The organism is Helicobacter pylori, from assembly GCF_011175115.1.
GTDB lineage: Bacteria > Campylobacterota > Campylobacteria > Campylobacterales > Helicobacteraceae > Helicobacter > Helicobacter pylori_DF.
In genome coordinates this window covers 42912-58204 of sequence record NZ_SHOW01000003.1, presented here as the reverse complement: position 1 = coordinate 58204, position 15293 = coordinate 42912, and the positions used below count along the sequence as shown (strand labels likewise).

General features: G+C 40.9%; 28 protein-coding genes and 1 pseudogene. 25 read left to right on the top strand and 4 right to left on the bottom strand.

The window, feature by feature from the left end:
* Positions 1–3 precede the first annotated feature (3 nt).
* From rpsS to rplQ, 24 genes are all read left to right on the top strand, one after another.
* A complete protein-coding gene (gene rpsS, locus EXS92_RS04505) occupies positions 4–285 on the top strand; it encodes a 30S ribosomal protein S19 (protein ID WP_000091385.1) in 282 nt (93 codons plus the stop codon).
* A gap of 9 nt (positions 286–294) precedes the next feature.
* Positions 295–663 carry a 50S ribosomal protein L22 gene (gene rplV / locus EXS92_RS04500; protein WP_000030349.1) on the top strand — a complete coding sequence of 123 codons (369 nt, stop codon included), beginning with the start codon at positions 295–297 and terminating at the stop codon, positions 661–663.
* A gap of 3 nt (positions 664–666) precedes the next feature.
* A complete protein-coding gene (gene rpsC, locus EXS92_RS04495) occupies positions 667–1371 on the top strand; it encodes a 30S ribosomal protein S3 (RefSeq protein ID WP_000529972.1) in 705 nt (234 codons plus the stop codon).
* A 2-nt stretch (positions 1372–1373) separates the two neighbouring features.
* The gene (gene rplP, locus EXS92_RS04490; RefSeq protein WP_000928961.1) at positions 1374–1799 is read left to right on the top strand and encodes a 50S ribosomal protein L16; all 426 of its coding nucleotides are present in this window, start codon (positions 1374–1376) and stop codon (positions 1797–1799) included.
* On the top strand, positions 1786–1986 hold the full coding sequence (gene rpmC, locus EXS92_RS04485) for a 50S ribosomal protein L29 (RefSeq protein ID WP_000877877.1): 201 nt from the start codon (positions 1786–1788) through the stop codon (positions 1984–1986). The genes rplP and rpmC overlap by 14 nt, the downstream gene beginning before the upstream one ends.
* Positions 1987–1999: 13 nt before the next feature.
* The gene (gene rpsQ / locus EXS92_RS04480) at positions 2000–2260 is read left to right on the top strand and encodes a 30S ribosomal protein S17 (RefSeq protein ID WP_001092746.1); all 261 of its coding nucleotides are present in this window, start codon (positions 2000–2002) and stop codon (positions 2258–2260) included.
* A 2-nt stretch (positions 2261–2262) separates the two neighbouring features.
* A complete protein-coding gene (gene rplN, locus EXS92_RS04475; RefSeq protein WP_000616110.1) occupies positions 2263–2631 on the top strand; it encodes a 50S ribosomal protein L14 in 369 nt (122 codons plus the stop codon).
* The gene (gene rplX, locus EXS92_RS04470; RefSeq protein WP_000834238.1) at positions 2631–2852 is read left to right on the top strand and encodes a 50S ribosomal protein L24; all 222 of its coding nucleotides are present in this window, start codon (positions 2631–2633) and stop codon (positions 2850–2852) included. The genes rplN and rplX overlap by 1 nt, the downstream gene beginning before the upstream one ends.
* Before the next feature lie 12 nt (positions 2853–2864).
* On the top strand, positions 2865–3410 hold the full coding sequence (gene rplE, locus EXS92_RS04465; RefSeq protein ID WP_000467365.1) for a 50S ribosomal protein L5: 546 nt from the start codon (positions 2865–2867) through the stop codon (positions 3408–3410).
* A gap of 9 nt (positions 3411–3419) precedes the next feature.
* The gene (locus tag EXS92_RS04460; protein WP_078248048.1) at positions 3420–3605 is read left to right on the top strand and encodes a type Z 30S ribosomal protein S14; all 186 of its coding nucleotides are present in this window, start codon (positions 3420–3422) and stop codon (positions 3603–3605) included.
* 9 nt (positions 3606–3614) lie between these two features.
* Positions 3615–4010 carry a 30S ribosomal protein S8 gene (gene rpsH / locus EXS92_RS04455; protein WP_000245802.1) on the top strand — a complete coding sequence of 132 codons (396 nt, stop codon included), beginning with the start codon at positions 3615–3617 and terminating at the stop codon, positions 4008–4010.
* A gap of 10 nt (positions 4011–4020) precedes the next feature.
* Positions 4021–4557, top strand: coding sequence for a 50S ribosomal protein L6 (rplF, locus tag EXS92_RS04450; protein ID WP_000086607.1), 537 nt, complete (start codon positions 4021–4023; stop codon positions 4555–4557).
* A 13-nt stretch (positions 4558–4570) separates the two neighbouring features.
* Positions 4571–4927 carry a 50S ribosomal protein L18 gene (gene rplR / locus EXS92_RS04445; RefSeq protein ID WP_108338159.1) on the top strand — a complete coding sequence of 119 codons (357 nt, stop codon included), beginning with the start codon at positions 4571–4573 and terminating at the stop codon, positions 4925–4927.
* Positions 4928–4941: 14 nt separating this feature from the next.
* The gene (rpsE, locus tag EXS92_RS04440; RefSeq protein WP_001860543.1) at positions 4942–5385 is read left to right on the top strand and encodes a 30S ribosomal protein S5; all 444 of its coding nucleotides are present in this window, start codon (positions 4942–4944) and stop codon (positions 5383–5385) included.
* A 19-nt stretch (positions 5386–5404) separates the two neighbouring features.
* Entirely contained in the window at positions 5405–5806 is a 402-nt protein-coding gene (gene rplO / locus EXS92_RS04435; RefSeq protein ID WP_000522167.1) for a 50S ribosomal protein L15, read from the top strand.
* A 42-nt stretch (positions 5807–5848) separates the two neighbouring features.
* Complete coding sequence (gene secY / locus EXS92_RS04430; RefSeq protein ID WP_165515698.1) at positions 5849–7111, top strand: preprotein translocase subunit SecY; 1263 nt, start codon at positions 5849–5851, stop codon at positions 7109–7111.
* Positions 7111–7872, top strand: coding sequence for a type I methionyl aminopeptidase (gene map, locus EXS92_RS04425; RefSeq protein ID WP_165515697.1), 762 nt, complete (start codon positions 7111–7113; stop codon positions 7870–7872). The genes secY and map overlap by 1 nt, the downstream gene beginning before the upstream one ends.
* Positions 7872–8090 (top strand): translation initiation factor IF-1, encoded by a 219-nt coding sequence (gene infA / locus EXS92_RS04420; RefSeq protein ID WP_000090248.1) that lies wholly within the window; start codon positions 7872–7874, stop codon positions 8088–8090. The genes map and infA overlap by 1 nt, the downstream gene beginning before the upstream one ends.
* 78 nt (positions 8091–8168) lie before the next feature.
* Positions 8169–8282, top strand: a complete 114-nt coding sequence (gene rpmJ / locus EXS92_RS04415) for a 50S ribosomal protein L36 (RefSeq protein WP_000868339.1) — start codon at positions 8169–8171, stop codon at positions 8280–8282.
* 3 nt (positions 8283–8285) lie between these two features.
* Positions 8286–8648 carry a 30S ribosomal protein S13 gene (rpsM, locus tag EXS92_RS04410; protein ID WP_000090809.1) on the top strand — a complete coding sequence of 121 codons (363 nt, stop codon included), beginning with the start codon at positions 8286–8288 and terminating at the stop codon, positions 8646–8648.
* A 22-nt stretch (positions 8649–8670) separates the two neighbouring features.
* Positions 8671–9066 (top strand): 30S ribosomal protein S11, encoded by a 396-nt coding sequence (gene rpsK, locus EXS92_RS04405; RefSeq protein WP_001129277.1) that lies wholly within the window; start codon positions 8671–8673, stop codon positions 9064–9066.
* A gap of 9 nt (positions 9067–9075) precedes the next feature.
* Complete coding sequence (rpsD, locus tag EXS92_RS04400) at positions 9076–9702, top strand: 30S ribosomal protein S4 (protein ID WP_000135247.1); 627 nt, start codon at positions 9076–9078, stop codon at positions 9700–9702.
* A gap of 11 nt (positions 9703–9713) precedes the next feature.
* On the top strand, positions 9714–10748 hold the full coding sequence (locus EXS92_RS04395) for a DNA-directed RNA polymerase subunit alpha (protein ID WP_165515696.1): 1035 nt from the start codon (positions 9714–9716) through the stop codon (positions 10746–10748).
* Entirely contained in the window at positions 10748–11098 is a 351-nt protein-coding gene (gene rplQ / locus EXS92_RS04390; protein WP_001216119.1) for a 50S ribosomal protein L17, read from the top strand. Before EXS92_RS04395 ends, rplQ begins: the two co-directional genes overlap by 1 nt.
* A 506-nt stretch (positions 11099–11604) precedes the next feature.
* Here rplQ and EXS92_RS04385 read toward each other — a convergent pair.
* The 4 genes and pseudogenes from EXS92_RS04385 to EXS92_RS04370 form a co-directional block, all read right to left on the bottom strand.
* Positions 11605–12219, bottom strand: a complete 615-nt coding sequence (locus EXS92_RS04385) for a thiamine diphosphokinase (RefSeq protein WP_165515695.1) — start codon at positions 12217–12219, stop codon at positions 11605–11607.
* Positions 12207–12869 carry a nicotinamide riboside transporter PnuC gene (pnuC, locus tag EXS92_RS04380; RefSeq protein ID WP_165515694.1) on the bottom strand — a complete coding sequence of 221 codons (663 nt, stop codon included), beginning with the start codon at positions 12867–12869 and terminating at the stop codon, positions 12207–12209. The genes EXS92_RS04385 and pnuC overlap by 13 nt, the downstream gene beginning before the upstream one ends.
* 185 nt (positions 12870–13054) lie before the next feature.
* Positions 13055–13524 (bottom strand): annotated as a pseudogene (locus EXS92_RS04375) (hypothetical protein).
* 23 nt (positions 13525–13547) lie between these two features.
* Positions 13548–13883, bottom strand: a complete 336-nt coding sequence (locus EXS92_RS04370) for a pantothenate kinase (protein ID WP_207633379.1) — start codon at positions 13881–13883, stop codon at positions 13548–13550.
* 726 nt (positions 13884–14609) lie between these two features.
* Between EXS92_RS04370 and tenA the strand changes: the two genes are divergently transcribed.
* Positions 14610–15263 carry a thiaminase II gene (tenA, locus tag EXS92_RS04365; protein WP_165515692.1) on the top strand — a complete coding sequence of 218 codons (654 nt, stop codon included), beginning with the start codon at positions 14610–14612 and terminating at the stop codon, positions 15261–15263.
* The last annotated feature ends 30 nt before the right edge of the window (positions 15264–15293 follow it).

The following is a 15293-nucleotide window of genomic DNA, read 5'->3' as shown; positions in this document are numbered from 1 at the left end:
AGAATGTCTAGGTCAATTAAAAAGGGTCCTTTTATAGACGACCACTTGATGAAAAAAACGCTCAAGGCAAAAGAGGGTAAGGATAACCGCCCGATTAAAACATGGTCTAGAAGAAGCACCATTTTGCCTGAAATGATTGGTTTTACTTATAATGTGCATAACGGAAGGGTTTTTGTCCCTGTGTATATCACAGAAAACCATGTGGGTTATAAGTTAGGGGAATTCGCTCCTACAAGAACTTTTAAAGGGCACAAAGGCAGTGTCCAAAAAAAGATTGGCAAGTAAGGGGGTAGAATGAGTAAAGCGTTATTAAAATTTGTGCGGTTATCTCCTACTAAAGCCAGATTGATTGCAAGACAGATCCAAGGCATGAACGCTGAATTAGCGATCGCTAGTTTGGAATTTACGCCCAATAAAGCGGCCAGAGTGCTTTCAAAAGTGGTGGCTTCTGCGGTCGCTAACGGCTCTTTAGACGCCAAGAGCGCTCTGATTGTTTCTTGCAGAGTGGATGCTGGTCCTGTGCTTAGGCGCTCCATTCCAAGGGCTAAAGGCAGAGCCACAGCCATTAGAAAGCCAACATCTCATGTATTCGTAGAAGTAGCAGAAGGGAAAGAAATGAAATCTTCTAAAAGCCATAAAAAAAATCAAGCAGAAGGTAAGTAGGGCATGGGACAAAAAGTTAATCCGGTAGGTTTAAGATTAGGTATTAATAGGAATTGGACTTCCAGATGGTTCCCTAGTGCTCGCACTGCTCCAAGCAATATTGATGAAGACAATAAGATTAGGAAATTCCTTAAAAAAGAGCTTTATTACGCTGGCGTGAGCGAGATTGTGATTGAAAGAGCGGCTAAAAAACTGCGCGTTACGGTTGTAGCGGCTCGCCCAGGGCTTATCATTGGTAAAAAAGGCGTGGATATTGAAAAAGTCAAAGAAGGCTTAAAAACGCTCATTAAAAAAGAAGTCTCCATTAATATTAAAGAAGTCAAACGCCCCCAAGCTGACGCCCAATTAGCCGCAGAAAATGTAGCCACCCAGCTAGAAAAAAGGGTCGCTTTCCGCCGCGCGATGAAAAAGGTCATGCAAGCGGCGTTAAAATCCGGCGCTAAAGGGATCAAGGTGCGCGTTTCTGGCCGTTTAGCAGGGGCTGAAATCGCTCGCACCGAATGGTATATGGAAGGGCGCGTGCCTTTACACACCTTAAGGGCTAAAATTGATTATGGCTTTGCTGAAGCGATGACGGTATATGGTATTATTGGCGTGAAAGTGTGGATTTTCAAAGGGGAAGTTTTGCAAAAAGGCATCCAATTTGAGAAAAAAGAAGAGGCTAAAGAAGAAAGAGAGCCTAGAAGAAGCAGAAGAGGGAGGCAATAATCATGTTAATGCCAAAAAGAACAAAATACAGAAAGCAAATGAAAGGGCGCAATCGTGGGAAAGCCCATCGTGGTAATTCCATTGCGTTTGGGGATATTGCGATTAAAGCCATAGAGCATGGGAGGATTGATTCACGCCAGATTGAATCCGCAAGGGTGGCCATGACAAGGCACATTAAAAGAGCGGGTAAGGTGTGGATTAGAGTATTTCCCGATAAGCCTTTGACCGCTAAGCCTTTAGAAACCAGGATGGGTAAAGGTAAAGGCTCTGTGGAAAAATGGGTGATGAATATCAAGCCGGGCAGAATCGTTTATGAAATGCTAGGCATTGAAGAAGGACTAGCGAGAGAAGCTTTAGCGTTAGCTCAGAGCAAACTTCCTTTTAAAACCAAAATTGTAACTTGTGAGAGCGAAAATGAAATATACTGAATTGAAAGATAAAAGTATCAAGGAATTAGAAGAGTTGTTGCATGCTAAGAAAGCGGAGCTTTTTGAGTTGCGCATTAAATTAAAGGCTATGCAATTGAGTAATCCTAACGAGATTAAGAAAGCCAGAAGAAATATCGCTCGCATTAACACGGCTATTAATGCGCATTATTCTTCTAGCGTTGAGTAAAAAAGGGTAAGCAATGAATACGAAAGAGCCACATAAAAGGCTGGTGCAAGGCAAGGTTATCAGCAAGTTTGCTGAAAAAAGCGCTGTGATTCTTGTGGAAAGAAAAGTGGTGCATGAAAAATACCGCAAGATTGTTAAAAAATTCAAAAAATACACCATCCATGATGAAAACAATCAGGTGAAAGTAGGGGATTTTGTGAGCGCGATTGAGTGCAGACCGCTTTCTAAAACCAAGTCCTTCACGCTTAAAGAAATTTTAGTAGTGGGAGTATAAGCATGATACAGAGTTTTACAAGATTGAATGTCGCTGACAATAGCGGCGCTAAAGAAATCATGTGCATTAAGGTGTTAGGAGGCAGCCACAAACGCTATGCGAGCGTGGGTAGCGTGATCGTGGCTTCCGTGAAAAAAGCTATCCCTAATGGTAAGGTGAAACGCGGTCAAGTCGTCAAAGCCGTTGTGGTGAGAACGAAAAAAGAAATCCAAAGGAAAAATGGTTCTTTGGTGCGTTTTGATGACAATGCGGCAGTGATTTTGGACGCTAAAAAAGATCCGGTTGGCACAAGGATTTTTGGGCCAGTGAGCCGAGAAGTGCGTTACGCTAATTTCATGAAAATTATTTCTCTAGCGCCGGAGGTTGTATAATGAAAAGCGAAATCAAAAAAAATGACATGGTGAAAGTCATTGCAGGAGACGATAAGGGTAAGGTCGCTAAGGTTCTAGCGGTGTTGCCTAAGACTTCTCAAGTGGTTGTTGAAGGGTGTAAGGTGGTGAAAAAAGCGATTAAACCTACTGATGATAACCCTAAAGGGGGCTTTATCCATAAAGAAAAGCCCATGCACATTTCCAATGTGAAGAAAGCCTAAGGAGTTGGATACATGTTTGGTTTGAAACAATTTTATCAAAATGAAGTGAGGGCAAAACTCGCTCAAGAATTGGACATCAAAAACCCCATGCTTTTACCCAAGCTAGAAAAAATCGTTATCAGCGTGGGCGCTGGAGCGCATGCAAAAGACATGAAAATCATGCAAAATATCGCGCAAACGATTTCTTTGATTGCAGGGCAAAAAGCCGTTATCACTAAAGCGAAAAAATCCGTTGCAGGCTTTAAGATCAGAGAAGGCATGGCGGTAGGGGCGAAAGTTACCTTAAGGAATAAACGCATGTATAATTTCTTAGAAAAGCTGATTGTGATTTCGTTGCCCAGAGTGAAAGACTTTAGAGGGATTTCACGGAATGGCTTTGATGGGCGCGGGAATTACACCTTTGGGATCAATGAGCAGTTGATTTTCCCGGAAGTGGTTTATGATGATATTATGGTCAGTCATGGCATGAACATCACTATGGTAACTTCTACGGACAACGATAAAGAAGCGTTCAAGTTGTTAGAATTGCTTGGATTGCCTTTTGCAAAAGTGAGATAAGGGGTTAATATGGCTAAAAAATCAATGATAGCAAAGGCTCAAAGGAAAGCAAAATTCCAAGTAAGGGCTTATACGAGATGCCGCATTTGTGGGAGACCTCATTCGGTTTATAGGGATTTTGGGCTTTGTAGGGTGTGCCTAAGAAAAATGGGCAGTGAGGGACTCATCCCAGGCTTGAGAAAAGCCAGTTGGTAAGGATAAGATATGGTAAATGATATAATTGCAGATTCATTAACTCGTTTGAGAAACGCTTCTATGCGCCGCTTAGAATTCACACAGCTTTATTACGCAAAAATCGTGGTTTCTATTTTAGAGATTTTTAAAGAAAAAGGCTTCATTAAAGATTTCAATATCAAAGATAAAGACAAGAAACAATCGGTTTATGTGCAATTGGCTTATGATGAAAAAGGGCATTCAAAAATCAGCGAAGTGAAACGCTTAAGCAAGCCCGGTCGTCGTGTGTATAAGCAAAAAAACGAGTTGAAGCGCTTTAAAAATGGCTATGGCGTGATTGTGGTAAGCACTTCTAAGGGGGTGATCACCAACGAAGAAGCTTACAGACAAAATGTCGGTGGCGAAGTGCTTTGCAGCATTTGGTAAAGGATTGAAAATGTCAAGAATCGGGAAAAGAATCATTGAAATTCCAAGCTCTGTGCAAGCGAGCGTTGAAGGGAGCAAGCTTCTTTTTAAAAACAGCAAAGAAAAGCATGAGTTAGAAACTCACAACCGAGTGAAAATCACGCTTGAAAACAACCAATTGAGCTTCCAGCCTGTGGGCGAAGACGCGCAGTCTAGGGCTTATTGGGGGACTTATGGGGCGTTAGCCAACAACATTGTAACAGGCTTAAGCACCGGTTTCACTAAGACTTTAGAAGTCAATGGCGTGGGCTATAAGGTGGCTTTGGGCAATAAAACTTTGGATTTGAGTTTGGGTTTTAGCCACCCGGTGAAATACCCCATTCCAGCAGGGATTGAAATGGTGGTGGAAAAAAACACGATCACTATCAAAGGGAGCGATAAGCAAAAAGTAGGGCAAGTCGCCGCTGAAATCAGGAGCTTCAGACCCCCAGAGCCATACAAGGGCAAGGGCGTGAAATACAGCAATGAAGTCATTATTAGAAAAGCTGGTAAAACAGCTAAAAAATAAATAAGGTGGAGTGATGAACGCAAAAGCATTGTATAAAAAGAAAGCCTTAAGGGATCGCCGAAAATTAAGGATTAAAAGCAAACTCTTGGGCGATAATTTAAGGCCTAGGGTGAGCGTTTTTCGTTCGAATCGCTATTTCTATGTGCAAGCGATTGATGATGTTAAGCAAAGCACCATAACGCATATTGACGGCAGAAAAATGGGCTTTAAAAACACGCAAGAAGACGCTAAGAAATTAGGCGCTCTCTTTGCTGAAGAATTGAAAAAAGCAGGGATTGAGCGAGCGGTTTATGACAGGAATGGTTACCTCTATCATGGCGTGGTAGCAGCGTTTGCTGAAAGCTTGAGAGAGAATGGGATCGCTCTATGACAGAAAGGAAAGGTATGGAAGAGATTAACAGAGAAGAGTTTCAAGAAGTCGTTGTGAATATTGGCCGTGTAACCAAAGTAGTTAAGGGCGGTAGGCGGTTTCGTTTTAACGCTTTAGTGGTTGTGGGCAATAAAAATGGGCTTGTGGGCTTTGGTTTAGGCAAGGCTAAAGAAGTCCCTGATGCGATTAAAAAAGCGGTAGATGATGCGTTTAAAAACCTGATTCATGTAACGATTAAAGGCACGACTATCGCTCATGATATTGAGCATAAATACAACGCAAGCCGTATTTTACTCAAACCGGCAAGTGAGGGAACGGGAGTGATTGCCGGGGGTTCAACGCGCCCTATCGTGGAATTAGCAGGCATTAAGGATATTCTAACCAAATCTTTAGGCTCCAACAACCCCTATAATGTGGTGCGCGCGACTTTTGACGCTTTAGCGAAAATTAAGGCGTAGTTAAAAAGGAGATATGATAATGGGATTAGAAAATTTAAAACCGGCTAAAGGTAGCGTTAAGAAAATCAAACGAGTGGGCCGTGGTCAAGGAAGCGGCATGGGAAAGACGGCCACAAGAGGCGGTAAAGGTCAAACCGCAAGGACAGGCTATAAGGCTAAAAGAGGCTTTGAAGGGGGGCAGCAACCCTTACAACGCCGTTTGCCTAAAATAGGTTTTAGGACTAAAGATTCTCATATCTATTCTATCAATGTGGAAAAGAATGAAGCGATTAAAAATTTAGAAGAAATCACTTTTTCAAGCTTGCGCGCTTTACACCATTTCCCCCTTTATATTGAAGGCGTGAAATTGATCGGTAAAGACGCTAAAAACCTAGCTTCTAAAATTAAAGATGAGAGAATCAAAACAAGCGGGCAGAAGTAATGCCCCTATTGTATCAGCTTGATTTAAGAGGAATAAGTTATTATGAATAAAGCTATTGCTAGTAAGATACTCATCACTTTGGGTTTTTTATTTCTCTACAGAGTCTTAGCTTATATCCCCATTCCTGGCGTAGATTTAGCAGCGATCAAGGCTTTTTTTGACAGCAATTCCAACAACGCTTTGGGGTTGTTTAACATGTTTAGCGGGAATGCGGTTTCTCGCTTGAGCATCATCTCTTTGGGTATCATGCCCTATATCACTTCTTCAATTATCATGGAGCTTTTGAGCGCGACTTTCCCTAACCTGGCCAAAATAAAAAAAGAGCGAGACGGCATGCAAAAATACATGCAAATCGTGCGCTATTTGACCATTTTAATCACCTTAATCCAAGCGGTGAGCGTATCAGTGGGTTTAAGGAGCATTAGCGGTGGAGCCAATGGAGCGATCATGATTGATATGCAAGTTTTTATGATCGTTTCAGCGTTTTCAATGCTTACAGGGACGATGCTACTCATGTGGATAGGGGAGCAAATCACGCAAAGGGGCGTGGGGAATGGGATTAGCCTCATTATTTTTGCCGGGATTGTTTCAGGGATCCCATCAGCTATTTCAGGCACATTCAATTTGGTCAATACGGGCGTGATCAATATTTTAATGCTCATTGGTATTGTGCTGATTGTTTTAGCGACTATTTTTGCGATCATCTATGTGGAATTAGCTGAACGCAGGATCCCTATTTCTTATGCGCGTAAAGTGGTGATGCAAAACCAAAACAAGCGCATCATGAATTACATTCCCATTAAGTTGAATTTAAGCGGGGTGATCCCCCCTATTTTCGCTTCAGCTCTGCTCGTGTTCCCTTCTACGATCTTACAGCAAGCCACAAGCAACAAAACCTTGCAAGCGATTGCAGATTTTTTAAGCCCGCAAGGGTATGCGTATAATATTTTGATGTTCTTGCTCATCATCTTTTTCGCTTACTTTTATTCTTCTATCGTGTTCAATTCTAAGGATATTGCGGATAATTTGAGGCGTAATGGCGGGTATATTCCAGGGCTTAGGCCTGGAGAGGGGACTTCATCGTTTTTGAATGCTGTAGCGAGTAAGCTCACTTTGTGGGGTTCATTGTATTTAGCGCTCATTTCTACCGTGCCTTGGATTTTGGTTAAGGCTATGGGCGTGCCTTTTTACTTTGGAGGCACAGCGGTGCTGATTGTGGTTCAAGTCGCTATTGACACCATGAAAAAGATTGAAGCGCAAATTTATATGAGCAAGTATAAAACTTTAAGCGCGGTAGGCTTTTAATGGCGATCTCTATTAAAAGCCCAAAAGAAATCAAAGCTCTAAGAAAAGCCGGGGAATTAACCGCTCAAGCGTTAGCCCTTTTAGAGCGAGAAGTAAGGCCTGGGGTTTCACTTTTAGAGCTGGATAAAATGGCTGAAGATTTTATCAAATCCTCGCATGCCAGGCCTGCTTTTAAGGGGCTTTATGGTTTCCCTAACTCGGTGTGCATGTCCTTAAATGAGGTGGTTATTCATGGCATTCCTACGGATTATGTTTTACAAGAAGGGGATATTATAGGCTTGGATTTGGGGGTGGAGGTGGATGGCTATTATGGCGATTCGGCTCTCACGCTTCCTATAGGTGCGATAAGCCCGCAAGATGAAAAATTGCTCGCTTGCTCCAAAGAGAGCTTAATGCATGCCATTAGTTCAATTAGAGTGGGCATGCATTTTAAGGAGTTGAGTCAGATTTTAGAGGGTGCTATTGTAGAAAGGGGCTTTGTGCCTTTGAAGGGATTTTGCGGGCATGGCATTGGTAAAAAACCCCATGAAGAGCCAGAAATCCCCAACTACCTAGAAAAAGGCGTTAAACCTAATAGCGGCCCTAAAATCAAAGAGGGCATGGTGTTTTGCTTAGAGCCTATGGTGTGTCAAAAACAAGGCGAGCCTAAAATACTAGCGGATAAGTGGAGCGTGGTTTCAGTGGATGGGCTTAACACAAGCCACCATGAGCATACTATCGCCATAATTGGTAATAAAGCAGTGATTCTTACGGAGCGTTAATGGCAAGAGATGATGTTATAGAAGTGGATGGGAAAGTGATTGAGGCGTTGCCTAACGCCACTTTTAAGGTGGAATTAGACAATAAGCATGTGGTGTTGTGCCGTATTTCTGGAAAGATGCGCATGCACTATATTAGGATTGCTTTAGGCGATAGGGTCAAGCTAGAGCTTACGCCCTATAGCTTAGACAAGGGTCGGATAACTTTTAGATATAAATGAATTTAAGGGTTATTTCAATGAAAATATGTTAGTATAAAAGTTTTTAGTAGTGCCTAATTTTTTCAAAGGAGAAAAATCATGAAAGTCAGGCCATCAGTGAAAAAGATGTGCGATAAGTGCAAAATCATTAAAAGAAGGGGCGTTATTAGAGTGATCTGCGCTACCCCTAAACACAAACAAAGACAAGGATAAAGCATGGCAAGGATTGCTGGTGTAGATTTACCAAAAAAGAAGAGAGTAGAGTATGCTCTCACCTATATTTATGGGATTGGGCTTAAGAGTTCCAGAGAGATTTTAGAAGCGGTAGGCATTTCTTTTGACAAGCGCGTGCATGAATTGAGCGAAGATGAAGTGTCTAGCATCGCTAAAAAAATCCAGCAAAGCTACCTAGTAGAGGGCGATTTGCGTAAAAAAGTTCAAATGGATATTAAATCTTTAATGGACTTAGGGAATTATCGTGGGATTAGGCATCGTAAGGGTCTTCCTGTAAGAGGCCAAACCACTAAAAATAACGCTAGGACTCGTAAGGGTAAGAAAAAAACCGTGGGTAGCAAGTAGCGAATAAGGAGATGATGATTTAATGGCTAAGAGAAATGTAGCGGCTAAAAAGAAAGTAGTCAAAAAGAATATTGCTAGAGGGGTTGTTTATATTTCAGCGACCTTTAATAATACCAACATCACTATCACTGATGAAATGGGCAATGTGATTTGCTGGAGCACGGCGGGCGGTTTAGGGTTTAAAGGCTCTAAAAAATCCACCCCTTATGCGGCCCAACAAGCTGTAGAAAGCGCTCTAAGCAAGGCTAAAGAGCATGGCGTTAAAGAAGTGGGCATTAAGGTTCAAGGGCCAGGCAGTGGGCGTGAGACCGCTATTAAGAGCGTGGGCGCAACAGAGGGCGTTAAAGTGCTTTGGATTAAAGACATCACCCCACTCCCTCATAATGGTTGCAGACCCCCTAAAAGAAGAAGAGTGTAAGGAGGCTTTATGGCAAGATATAGAGGCGCAGTAGAAAGACTAGAAAGGCGTTTTGGGGTTTCTTTAGCCTTAAAAGGTGAAAGGCGATTGAGTGGGAAGAGCGCGCTAGATAAAAGGGCTTATGGGCCAGGCCAGCATGGGCAAAGACGCGCTAAGACTTCTGATTACGGGTTGCAATTGAAAGAAAAGCAAAAAGCTAAAATGATGTATGGCATTTCTGAAAAGCAATTCAGGAGTATTTTTGTGGAAGCCAATCGCTTGGACGGCAATACGGGTGAAAACCTTATCCGCTTGATTGAGAGAAGATTGGACAATGTCGTCTATCGCATGGGGTTTGCGACCACTAGAAGCTCTGCTAGGCAATTAGTAACGCATGGGCATGTGCTTGTGGATGGTAAGCGTTTGGATATTCCCTCTTATTTCGTGCGTTCAGGGCAAAAAATTGAGATCAAAGAAAAAACCAAGAGCAACCCTCAAGTGGTGCGTGCGATGGAATTGACAGCTCAAACAGGGATTGTGCCATGGATTGATGTGGAAAAAGATAAAAAATACGGCATCTTCACCCGCTACCCTGAAAGAGAAGAAGTGGTTGTCCCTATTGAAGAAAGACTCATTGTAGAATTGTATTCTAAGTAAGGGGTTAGAGCATGAAAGTTATCAAAACAGCACCTTTGATCCCATCAGAAATTAAGGTGCTAGAGAAAGAGGGCAATCGGGTTAAGATTTCTCTGGCTCCATTTGAGTTTGGTTACGCTGTTACGCTCGCTCATCCTATTAGAAGGCTTTTGCTTTTAAGCTCTGTGGGGTATGCTCCTGTAGGTTTAAAGATTGAAGGTGCACATCATGAGTTTGACTCATTAAGGGGAGTTACTGAAGATGTGTCGCTTTTTATCATGAATTTAAAGAATATCCGCTTTATAGCCAAGGCGTTAGTGGGGCAGGATAGCTCTTTAGAAAACCAATCGGTTGTGGTGGATTATTCTTTTAAAGGGCCTATGGAGCTTAGGGCTAGGGATTTGAATTCTGAGCATATAGAAATCGTCAATCCGGAAATGCCCCTAGCGACAATCAACGAAGACGCTCAATTGAATTTTTCGCTCATTATCTATAAAGGAATGGGGTATGTCCCAAGCGAAAACACAAGGGAATTGATGCCTGAGGGCTACATGCCATTAGACGGCTCTTTCACGCCGATTAAAAAGGTCGTTTATGAGATTGAAAATGTTTTGGTTGAGGGCGATCCCAACTATGAAAAAATCATTTTTGATATTGAAACAGATGGGCAGATTGACCCTTATAAAGCGTTTTTATCAGCGGTGAAAGTGATGAGCAAGCAACTAGGCGTTTTTGGCGAAAGGCCCATTGCTAACACGGAGTATTCAGGCGATTACGCCCAAAGAGATGACGCTAAAGACTTGAGCGCTAAAATTGAAAGCATGAATTTGAGCGCTAGGTGTTTTAATTGCTTGGATAAAATCGGCATCAAGTATGTGGGCGAACTCGTGTTGATGAGCGAAGAAGAGCTTAAGGGCGTGAAAAACATGGGTAAAAAATCCTATGATGAAATCGCTGAAAAATTGAATGATTTGGGCTATCCGGTAGGCACAGAATTAAGCCCTGAACAAAGAGAAAGTTTAAAGAAAAGATTAGAAAAATTAGAAGATAAAGGAGGTAACGACTGATGAGACACAAACACGGATACCGCAAGCTTGGGAGAACCAGCTCGCACAGAAAGGCGTTATTAAAAAATTTAGCGATCGCTTTGATTGAGCATAACAAAATTGAAACAGGGATTTATAAGGCTAAGGAATTGCGCAGTTACATTGAGAAATTAACGACAGCGGCTCGTGTGGGCGATTTTAATGCGCACCGCCATGTTTTTGCATATTTGCAAAACAAAGAAGCCACCCACAAGCTTGTAACTGAAATCGCGCCCAAATACGCGCAAAGGAATGGCGGATACACCAGGATCCAACGCACCACTTTTAGAAGAGGGGACGCTTCCACTCTAGCCACCATTGAATTTGTGTGAAATTTGACGGGCTGCTAGCCAAGATTTTAGTCTTGGTTAGTATCGCTTTGATTTTATCTTTTCAAAAGAAGCACTTAAAAGCTTTGGTCTTGTTTTGTTGAGCGTTAATTATAAAATTTAAAAAATGCTAAAAAGCGTTTTCTCAAAATATAAAAGAGCTTGGCGTTAGTTGAGCGATAACCTTCAAACTGCAAAAATCAAGCAACTAAAACCCCATTTTTTAAAAAATTAAAATAAACTCAAAACTCGCTTCTATCCCACCCTTTAATTGAGCGGTGTTTCTTGCATTTTTATTGGGATTTCTAATTGGTTTGATGATTTTAAGAAATCCAACTACTATAAAGATTGAGTTAGATGGATTGTGTTTTTAGACATGCTAGATATGGTTTGATTTGGCCGCTTTGTGATGGTTTTGTTAAAAAATGATGAACCCTCTATGCCCACTTTCTCAAATGCTCCTTAACTTGGCGTAATATACAGACAAAAATTCGCCTAATAAAACCCGCTCATAAGAACTTTTGATACACCAACACCACCGATTTAGGTTCAGAGTTAAGGCTAAAAAAACTATCTGTAGCTTCATTGAGCGAGCCAGAAAAGAGCGTTTTTAAACGCAAGTTTTTTAAGGGGTATTTGAGGTTTTTAGAAGTGAATTGGGCTTTAAGATCCAAGCTAAAAAGCGAGATTTGCTCCCCTTTAAAACTGGGCAAAGTAAAAGGGGTTTCTAACACCCTAAAAAGACCATAGTCGCTTATGGCTTGGATTTTTTTGCAAAATTTAAAATACTCCAACAATAAAAAAGTGTTCGCTAAAGCGTGATCTTCTCGCTTGCCATTCAACCCTAAAAAAATAAAGTCATCACAGCCCCTATTCAAAGCATAAAAAAAGGCTTTGGACAAATCGTTGCTGTTTTGTTCGCTCACGCATATAGGGTTATACAAGGCTTTCAAATGCGAATCAATGCTATCTAGATCGCCTATAACAACGCTGGGTTTGAATTGAAGTGCATGCAATGATATAACAGCCCCATCGCATGCGATTAAAAAGGGGGCGTTTTTTAAAAGGTCTAAGCATTTTTGGGATTTAGGAAACTCCCCATTCGCTAAAATCACTGCTTGCATGACTTATTCCAACGGTTAAAATAATACAAGCCAATAAAAAGGTATAGGATCGTTGTGAAGAGTTGCACCAAGCTCTCTGTAGAAATTTGGAAAATACAAAACCACACGATAATGGACACGATATTCCCCAAAGTCATTAAAACATAACTCTCCATATAACGCAAAACCTGTAAAATAAAAGCAATAATAAAGATGACGAAATTAAAACTCTCTGCCCATAAAAAATTCGTTTTAATCTCTTTAAAAAACAAAGCGCTCACATAAGTTAAAACCCCTACGCCTAAAACGAGCGCAAAACGCCAACTTTTGGGAAGTTTTTGAGCCTTGATAACGCCTTCATGCTGCTCTGTCTTTTTCCATGCGAACAGCCCATAAATCGTTACCGGCATATACAAAAAAAGGCATAAAATCACATCAGCGTTTAATTTCCACTGATAAGCGACATAAGCGTAACTCAAATTATAAACAAGACCAAACACAAAGCAAATCGTTTGCCTTTCTCCGGCAAAAAACGCATACAAAACCCCACTAAGCCCCGCTAAAAGATTGATAAACGAGCCTTTGACAAGGATATTAGTGATGGTTAAAAACACGCAAGAAAGAATGAGCGTGGCGTAAAATCGTTTGGATAGTTGGGTGGTTATTAACATGTTATTTCCTTACGCAAGAATTACCTTGACAAGTTCTACGGGTTTGATCTCAGCCTTTTAAAACTTGAGCGTTTTAAAAAGCACCCCTTAAATGCTCCTTATTGTAACACAAATCAGTGAGAACGCGCTTTAAAATTTCTTTAATTTTTTTACTCCCCCCTCCATTTAATGCTATTTGGGTTGAATCACCACCCTAATTTAGCGCAAAGCCTAGAACAAATCCCAAAACACACAAGAAAGCCAAGCATAACCAAACCCTCTATAAGGAGATTGCTAGGATGCCCGCAATACGCTGAAATTTCATGGATAGCGGCAATAAAGGGCATCGTTAAAAGCGCCATATAAAAATCCCTCAGTCTTGCCCCTAACACAGCGTCATGAAACGCGCCAAAAAACCTAGCCTTAAAAATGGCTTTGAGAAACCTAGGGTATCTTACTTGGAAAGATTTATAACAATCCCTACCTCGTGGGTCAAATAAAAGGTTAGACAATAGGGTTGCTATTAAAAGCGTTAGCCATGCATAATAACTATCTTTAGGGCTAAAAAGTGGATCGACAACGCCTAGGCTATAAGGAATGTGGATATGCATCCCGCATAGACTATGGCCACTGCCCATTGATATTCCCAGTCGCTCAAACGATTTTTGATATTCATGCTCTCTCCTTTCTTGCCCAAAGCTACCTATCATACACGAAATGACGATCATAGGTGGGTTCTCTTGGGGTTTGTGGCTCTCTATCAACGCCACGGATAAAATCTTCTACCCTATCGCCTATTTCAGACCCAATATATCCTCCTGCTGTGCTACCAAGAAATCTCCCTAATCCAATACCCACTGGACCTCCAGGAACCCCAATTGCTCCTCCAATTTTATCACCAACAAAACCCCCAACACCACCCCCTATAAGTTTGCCTAATTCACCCCTTGCCTCTATTTTAGGACTAGCTATAGCCACATTAGCCATTGCACCGCATAAAACCACTACACAACTGAATGTTCTTAATCCACTCATAACAAATCCTTTCATCAATTGAGATTCAAAACATGTTTTGCACACCTTGATGAGATATTTATACCACAATCGCATTAAGAAAATTGTTACAGATCAGCAAAAGATCACAAAAAAGATAAGTAGATGTTTTGTTTATTCACAAATTACAGGATTAAGGTAAATCATTGGTTTTATGGTTTTAGTATTTTTTAAGCGTTTTAGAGCGTTAAGTTTCAAGCATTAAAGCCTTTAATTGCGTTTTTACACCAACCGCTTAAAAATTGAACGCCTATTTTGAATATATTAGACGCTTTTTTATTTTTATGCTAAACTATTTTGAGTTTCAGCCGATATGACTTCATACAGAGATTAAACCAACCATAAATAGTAAGGTTAATTCCATCTCGCTCTGTAATAGGTTTGAAACCATGCATCTAAGATTGACTCCTATCTTGTAAGTGCCATACTACAAGTTCCCATAATAAAAACTTCTAAAAATAAAAACCTACAGAGTGAGATGGAATTAACCTTTTTATGATTACAAAGGATAGCCAATCTTAAACAACATAAAGGCAATACAAGCCCTATAATATCATTAACCGCTATTCAAAATCACAGATATTTTGATATATCGTTCAATTTTAGATAGCAGGGCTTACTCACAAATCTTTTAAAAACAAATTTTTATACCATATTTGTGAGCTTTCGTGTTAGAATGCGTGTTGAATTGATTTTAGGAGTGTAAAAATGCAAGTTTCACAATATCTGTATGAAAATGCGCGATCTATTTGGGGAGGTTGTATTTCCCATCCGTTTGTTCAAGGCATCGGGCGTGGGACTTTAGAAAGAGATAAATTCCGTTTTTATATCATTCAGGATTATTTGTTCCTTTTAGAATACGCTAAGGTGTTTGCTTTGGGCGTAGTTAAGGCTTGTGATGAAGCGGTGATGAGGGAGTTTTCTAACGCTATACAAGACATTTTAAATAACGAGATGAGTATCCATAACCATTACATTAGAGAACTTCAAATCACTCCAAAAGAATTGCAAAACGCGCGCCCCACTCTAGCGAATAAATCCTATACAAGCTACATGCTCGCTGAAGGGTTTAAGGGTTCTATCAAAGAAGTTGCGGCGGCTGTTCTATCTTGTGGTTGGAGCTATTTGGTGATCGCGCAAAATTTAAGCCAAATCCCCAACGCTTTAGAACATGCCTTTTATGGGCATTGGATTAAGGGCTATAGTTCCAAAGAATTTCAAGCGTGCGTAAATTGGAATATCAACTTGCTTGATTCCCTCACACTCGCTTCTTCAAAACAAGAAATTGAAAAATTAAAGGAGATTTTTATCACTACAAGCGAATACGAATATCTGTTTTGGGATATGGCGTATCAAAGTTGAATAAAAGTTTTTGTGCTGTTAGAAAAACGC

Excerpts from the sequence above, each read along its gene's own strand:
- rpsC (WP_000529972.1), top strand. The coding sequence starts at position 667 with ATGGGACAAAAAGTTAATCCGGTAGGTTTAAGATTAGGTATTAATAGG.
- rplF (WP_000086607.1), top strand. The coding sequence starts at position 4,021 with ATGTCAAGAATCGGGAAAAGAATCATTGAAATTCCAAGCTCTGTGCAA.
- map (WP_165515697.1), top strand. The coding sequence starts at position 7,111 with ATGGCGATCTCTATTAAAAGCCCAAAAGAAATCAAAGCTCTAAGAAAA.
- rpmJ (WP_000868339.1), top strand. The coding sequence starts at position 8,169 with ATGAAAGTCAGGCCATCAGTGAAAAAGATGTGCGATAAGTGCAAAATC.
- rpsQ (WP_001092746.1), top strand. The coding sequence starts at position 2,000 with ATGAATACGAAAGAGCCACATAAAAGGCTGGTGCAAGGCAAGGTTATC.
- rplX (WP_000834238.1), top strand. The coding sequence starts at position 2,631 with ATGAAAAGCGAAATCAAAAAAAATGACATGGTGAAAGTCATTGCAGGA.
- EXS92_RS04385 (WP_165515695.1), bottom strand. The coding sequence starts at position 12,219 with ATGCAAGCAGTGATTTTAGCGAATGGGGAGTTTCCTAAATCCCAAAAA.
- rplN (WP_000616110.1), top strand. The coding sequence starts at position 2,263 with ATGATACAGAGTTTTACAAGATTGAATGTCGCTGACAATAGCGGCGCT.
- rpmC (WP_000877877.1), top strand. The coding sequence starts at position 1,786 with ATGAAATATACTGAATTGAAAGATAAAAGTATCAAGGAATTAGAAGAG.
- rpsD (WP_000135247.1), top strand. The coding sequence starts at position 9,076 with ATGGCAAGATATAGAGGCGCAGTAGAAAGACTAGAAAGGCGTTTTGGG.
- pnuC (WP_165515694.1), bottom strand. The coding sequence starts at position 12,869 with ATGTTAATAACCACCCAACTATCCAAACGATTTTACGCCACGCTCATT.
- EXS92_RS04460 (WP_078248048.1), top strand. The coding sequence starts at position 3,420 with ATGGCTAAAAAATCAATGATAGCAAAGGCTCAAAGGAAAGCAAAATTC.
- secY (WP_165515698.1), top strand. The coding sequence starts at position 5,849 with ATGAATAAAGCTATTGCTAGTAAGATACTCATCACTTTGGGTTTTTTA.
- rpsK (WP_001129277.1), top strand. The coding sequence starts at position 8,671 with ATGGCTAAGAGAAATGTAGCGGCTAAAAAGAAAGTAGTCAAAAAGAAT.
- tenA (WP_165515692.1), top strand. The coding sequence starts at position 14,610 with ATGCAAGTTTCACAATATCTGTATGAAAATGCGCGATCTATTTGGGGA.
- rpsE (WP_001860543.1), top strand. The coding sequence starts at position 4,942 with ATGGAAGAGATTAACAGAGAAGAGTTTCAAGAAGTCGTTGTGAATATT.
- infA (WP_000090248.1), top strand. The coding sequence starts at position 7,872 with ATGGCAAGAGATGATGTTATAGAAGTGGATGGGAAAGTGATTGAGGCG.
- rplO (WP_000522167.1), top strand. The coding sequence starts at position 5,405 with ATGGGATTAGAAAATTTAAAACCGGCTAAAGGTAGCGTTAAGAAAATC.
- rpsH (WP_000245802.1), top strand. The coding sequence starts at position 3,615 with ATGGTAAATGATATAATTGCAGATTCATTAACTCGTTTGAGAAACGCT.
- rplQ (WP_001216119.1), top strand. The coding sequence starts at position 10,748 with ATGAGACACAAACACGGATACCGCAAGCTTGGGAGAACCAGCTCGCAC.
- rplP (WP_000928961.1), top strand. The coding sequence starts at position 1,374 with ATGTTAATGCCAAAAAGAACAAAATACAGAAAGCAAATGAAAGGGCGC.
- EXS92_RS04370 (WP_207633379.1), bottom strand. The coding sequence starts at position 13,883 with ATGAGTGGATTAAGAACATTCAGTTGTGTAGTGGTTTTATGCGGTGCA.
- rplR (WP_108338159.1), top strand. The coding sequence starts at position 4,571 with ATGAACGCAAAAGCATTGTATAAAAAGAAAGCCTTAAGGGATCGCCGA.
- rplE (WP_000467365.1), top strand. The coding sequence starts at position 2,865 with ATGTTTGGTTTGAAACAATTTTATCAAAATGAAGTGAGGGCAAAACTC.
- rpsM (WP_000090809.1), top strand. The coding sequence starts at position 8,286 with ATGGCAAGGATTGCTGGTGTAGATTTACCAAAAAAGAAGAGAGTAGAG.
- rpsS (WP_000091385.1), top strand. The coding sequence starts at position 4 with ATGTCTAGGTCAATTAAAAAGGGTCCTTTTATAGACGACCACTTGATG.
- rplV (WP_000030349.1), top strand. The coding sequence starts at position 295 with ATGAGTAAAGCGTTATTAAAATTTGTGCGGTTATCTCCTACTAAAGCC.
- EXS92_RS04395 (WP_165515696.1), top strand. The coding sequence starts at position 9,714 with ATGAAAGTTATCAAAACAGCACCTTTGATCCCATCAGAAATTAAGGTG.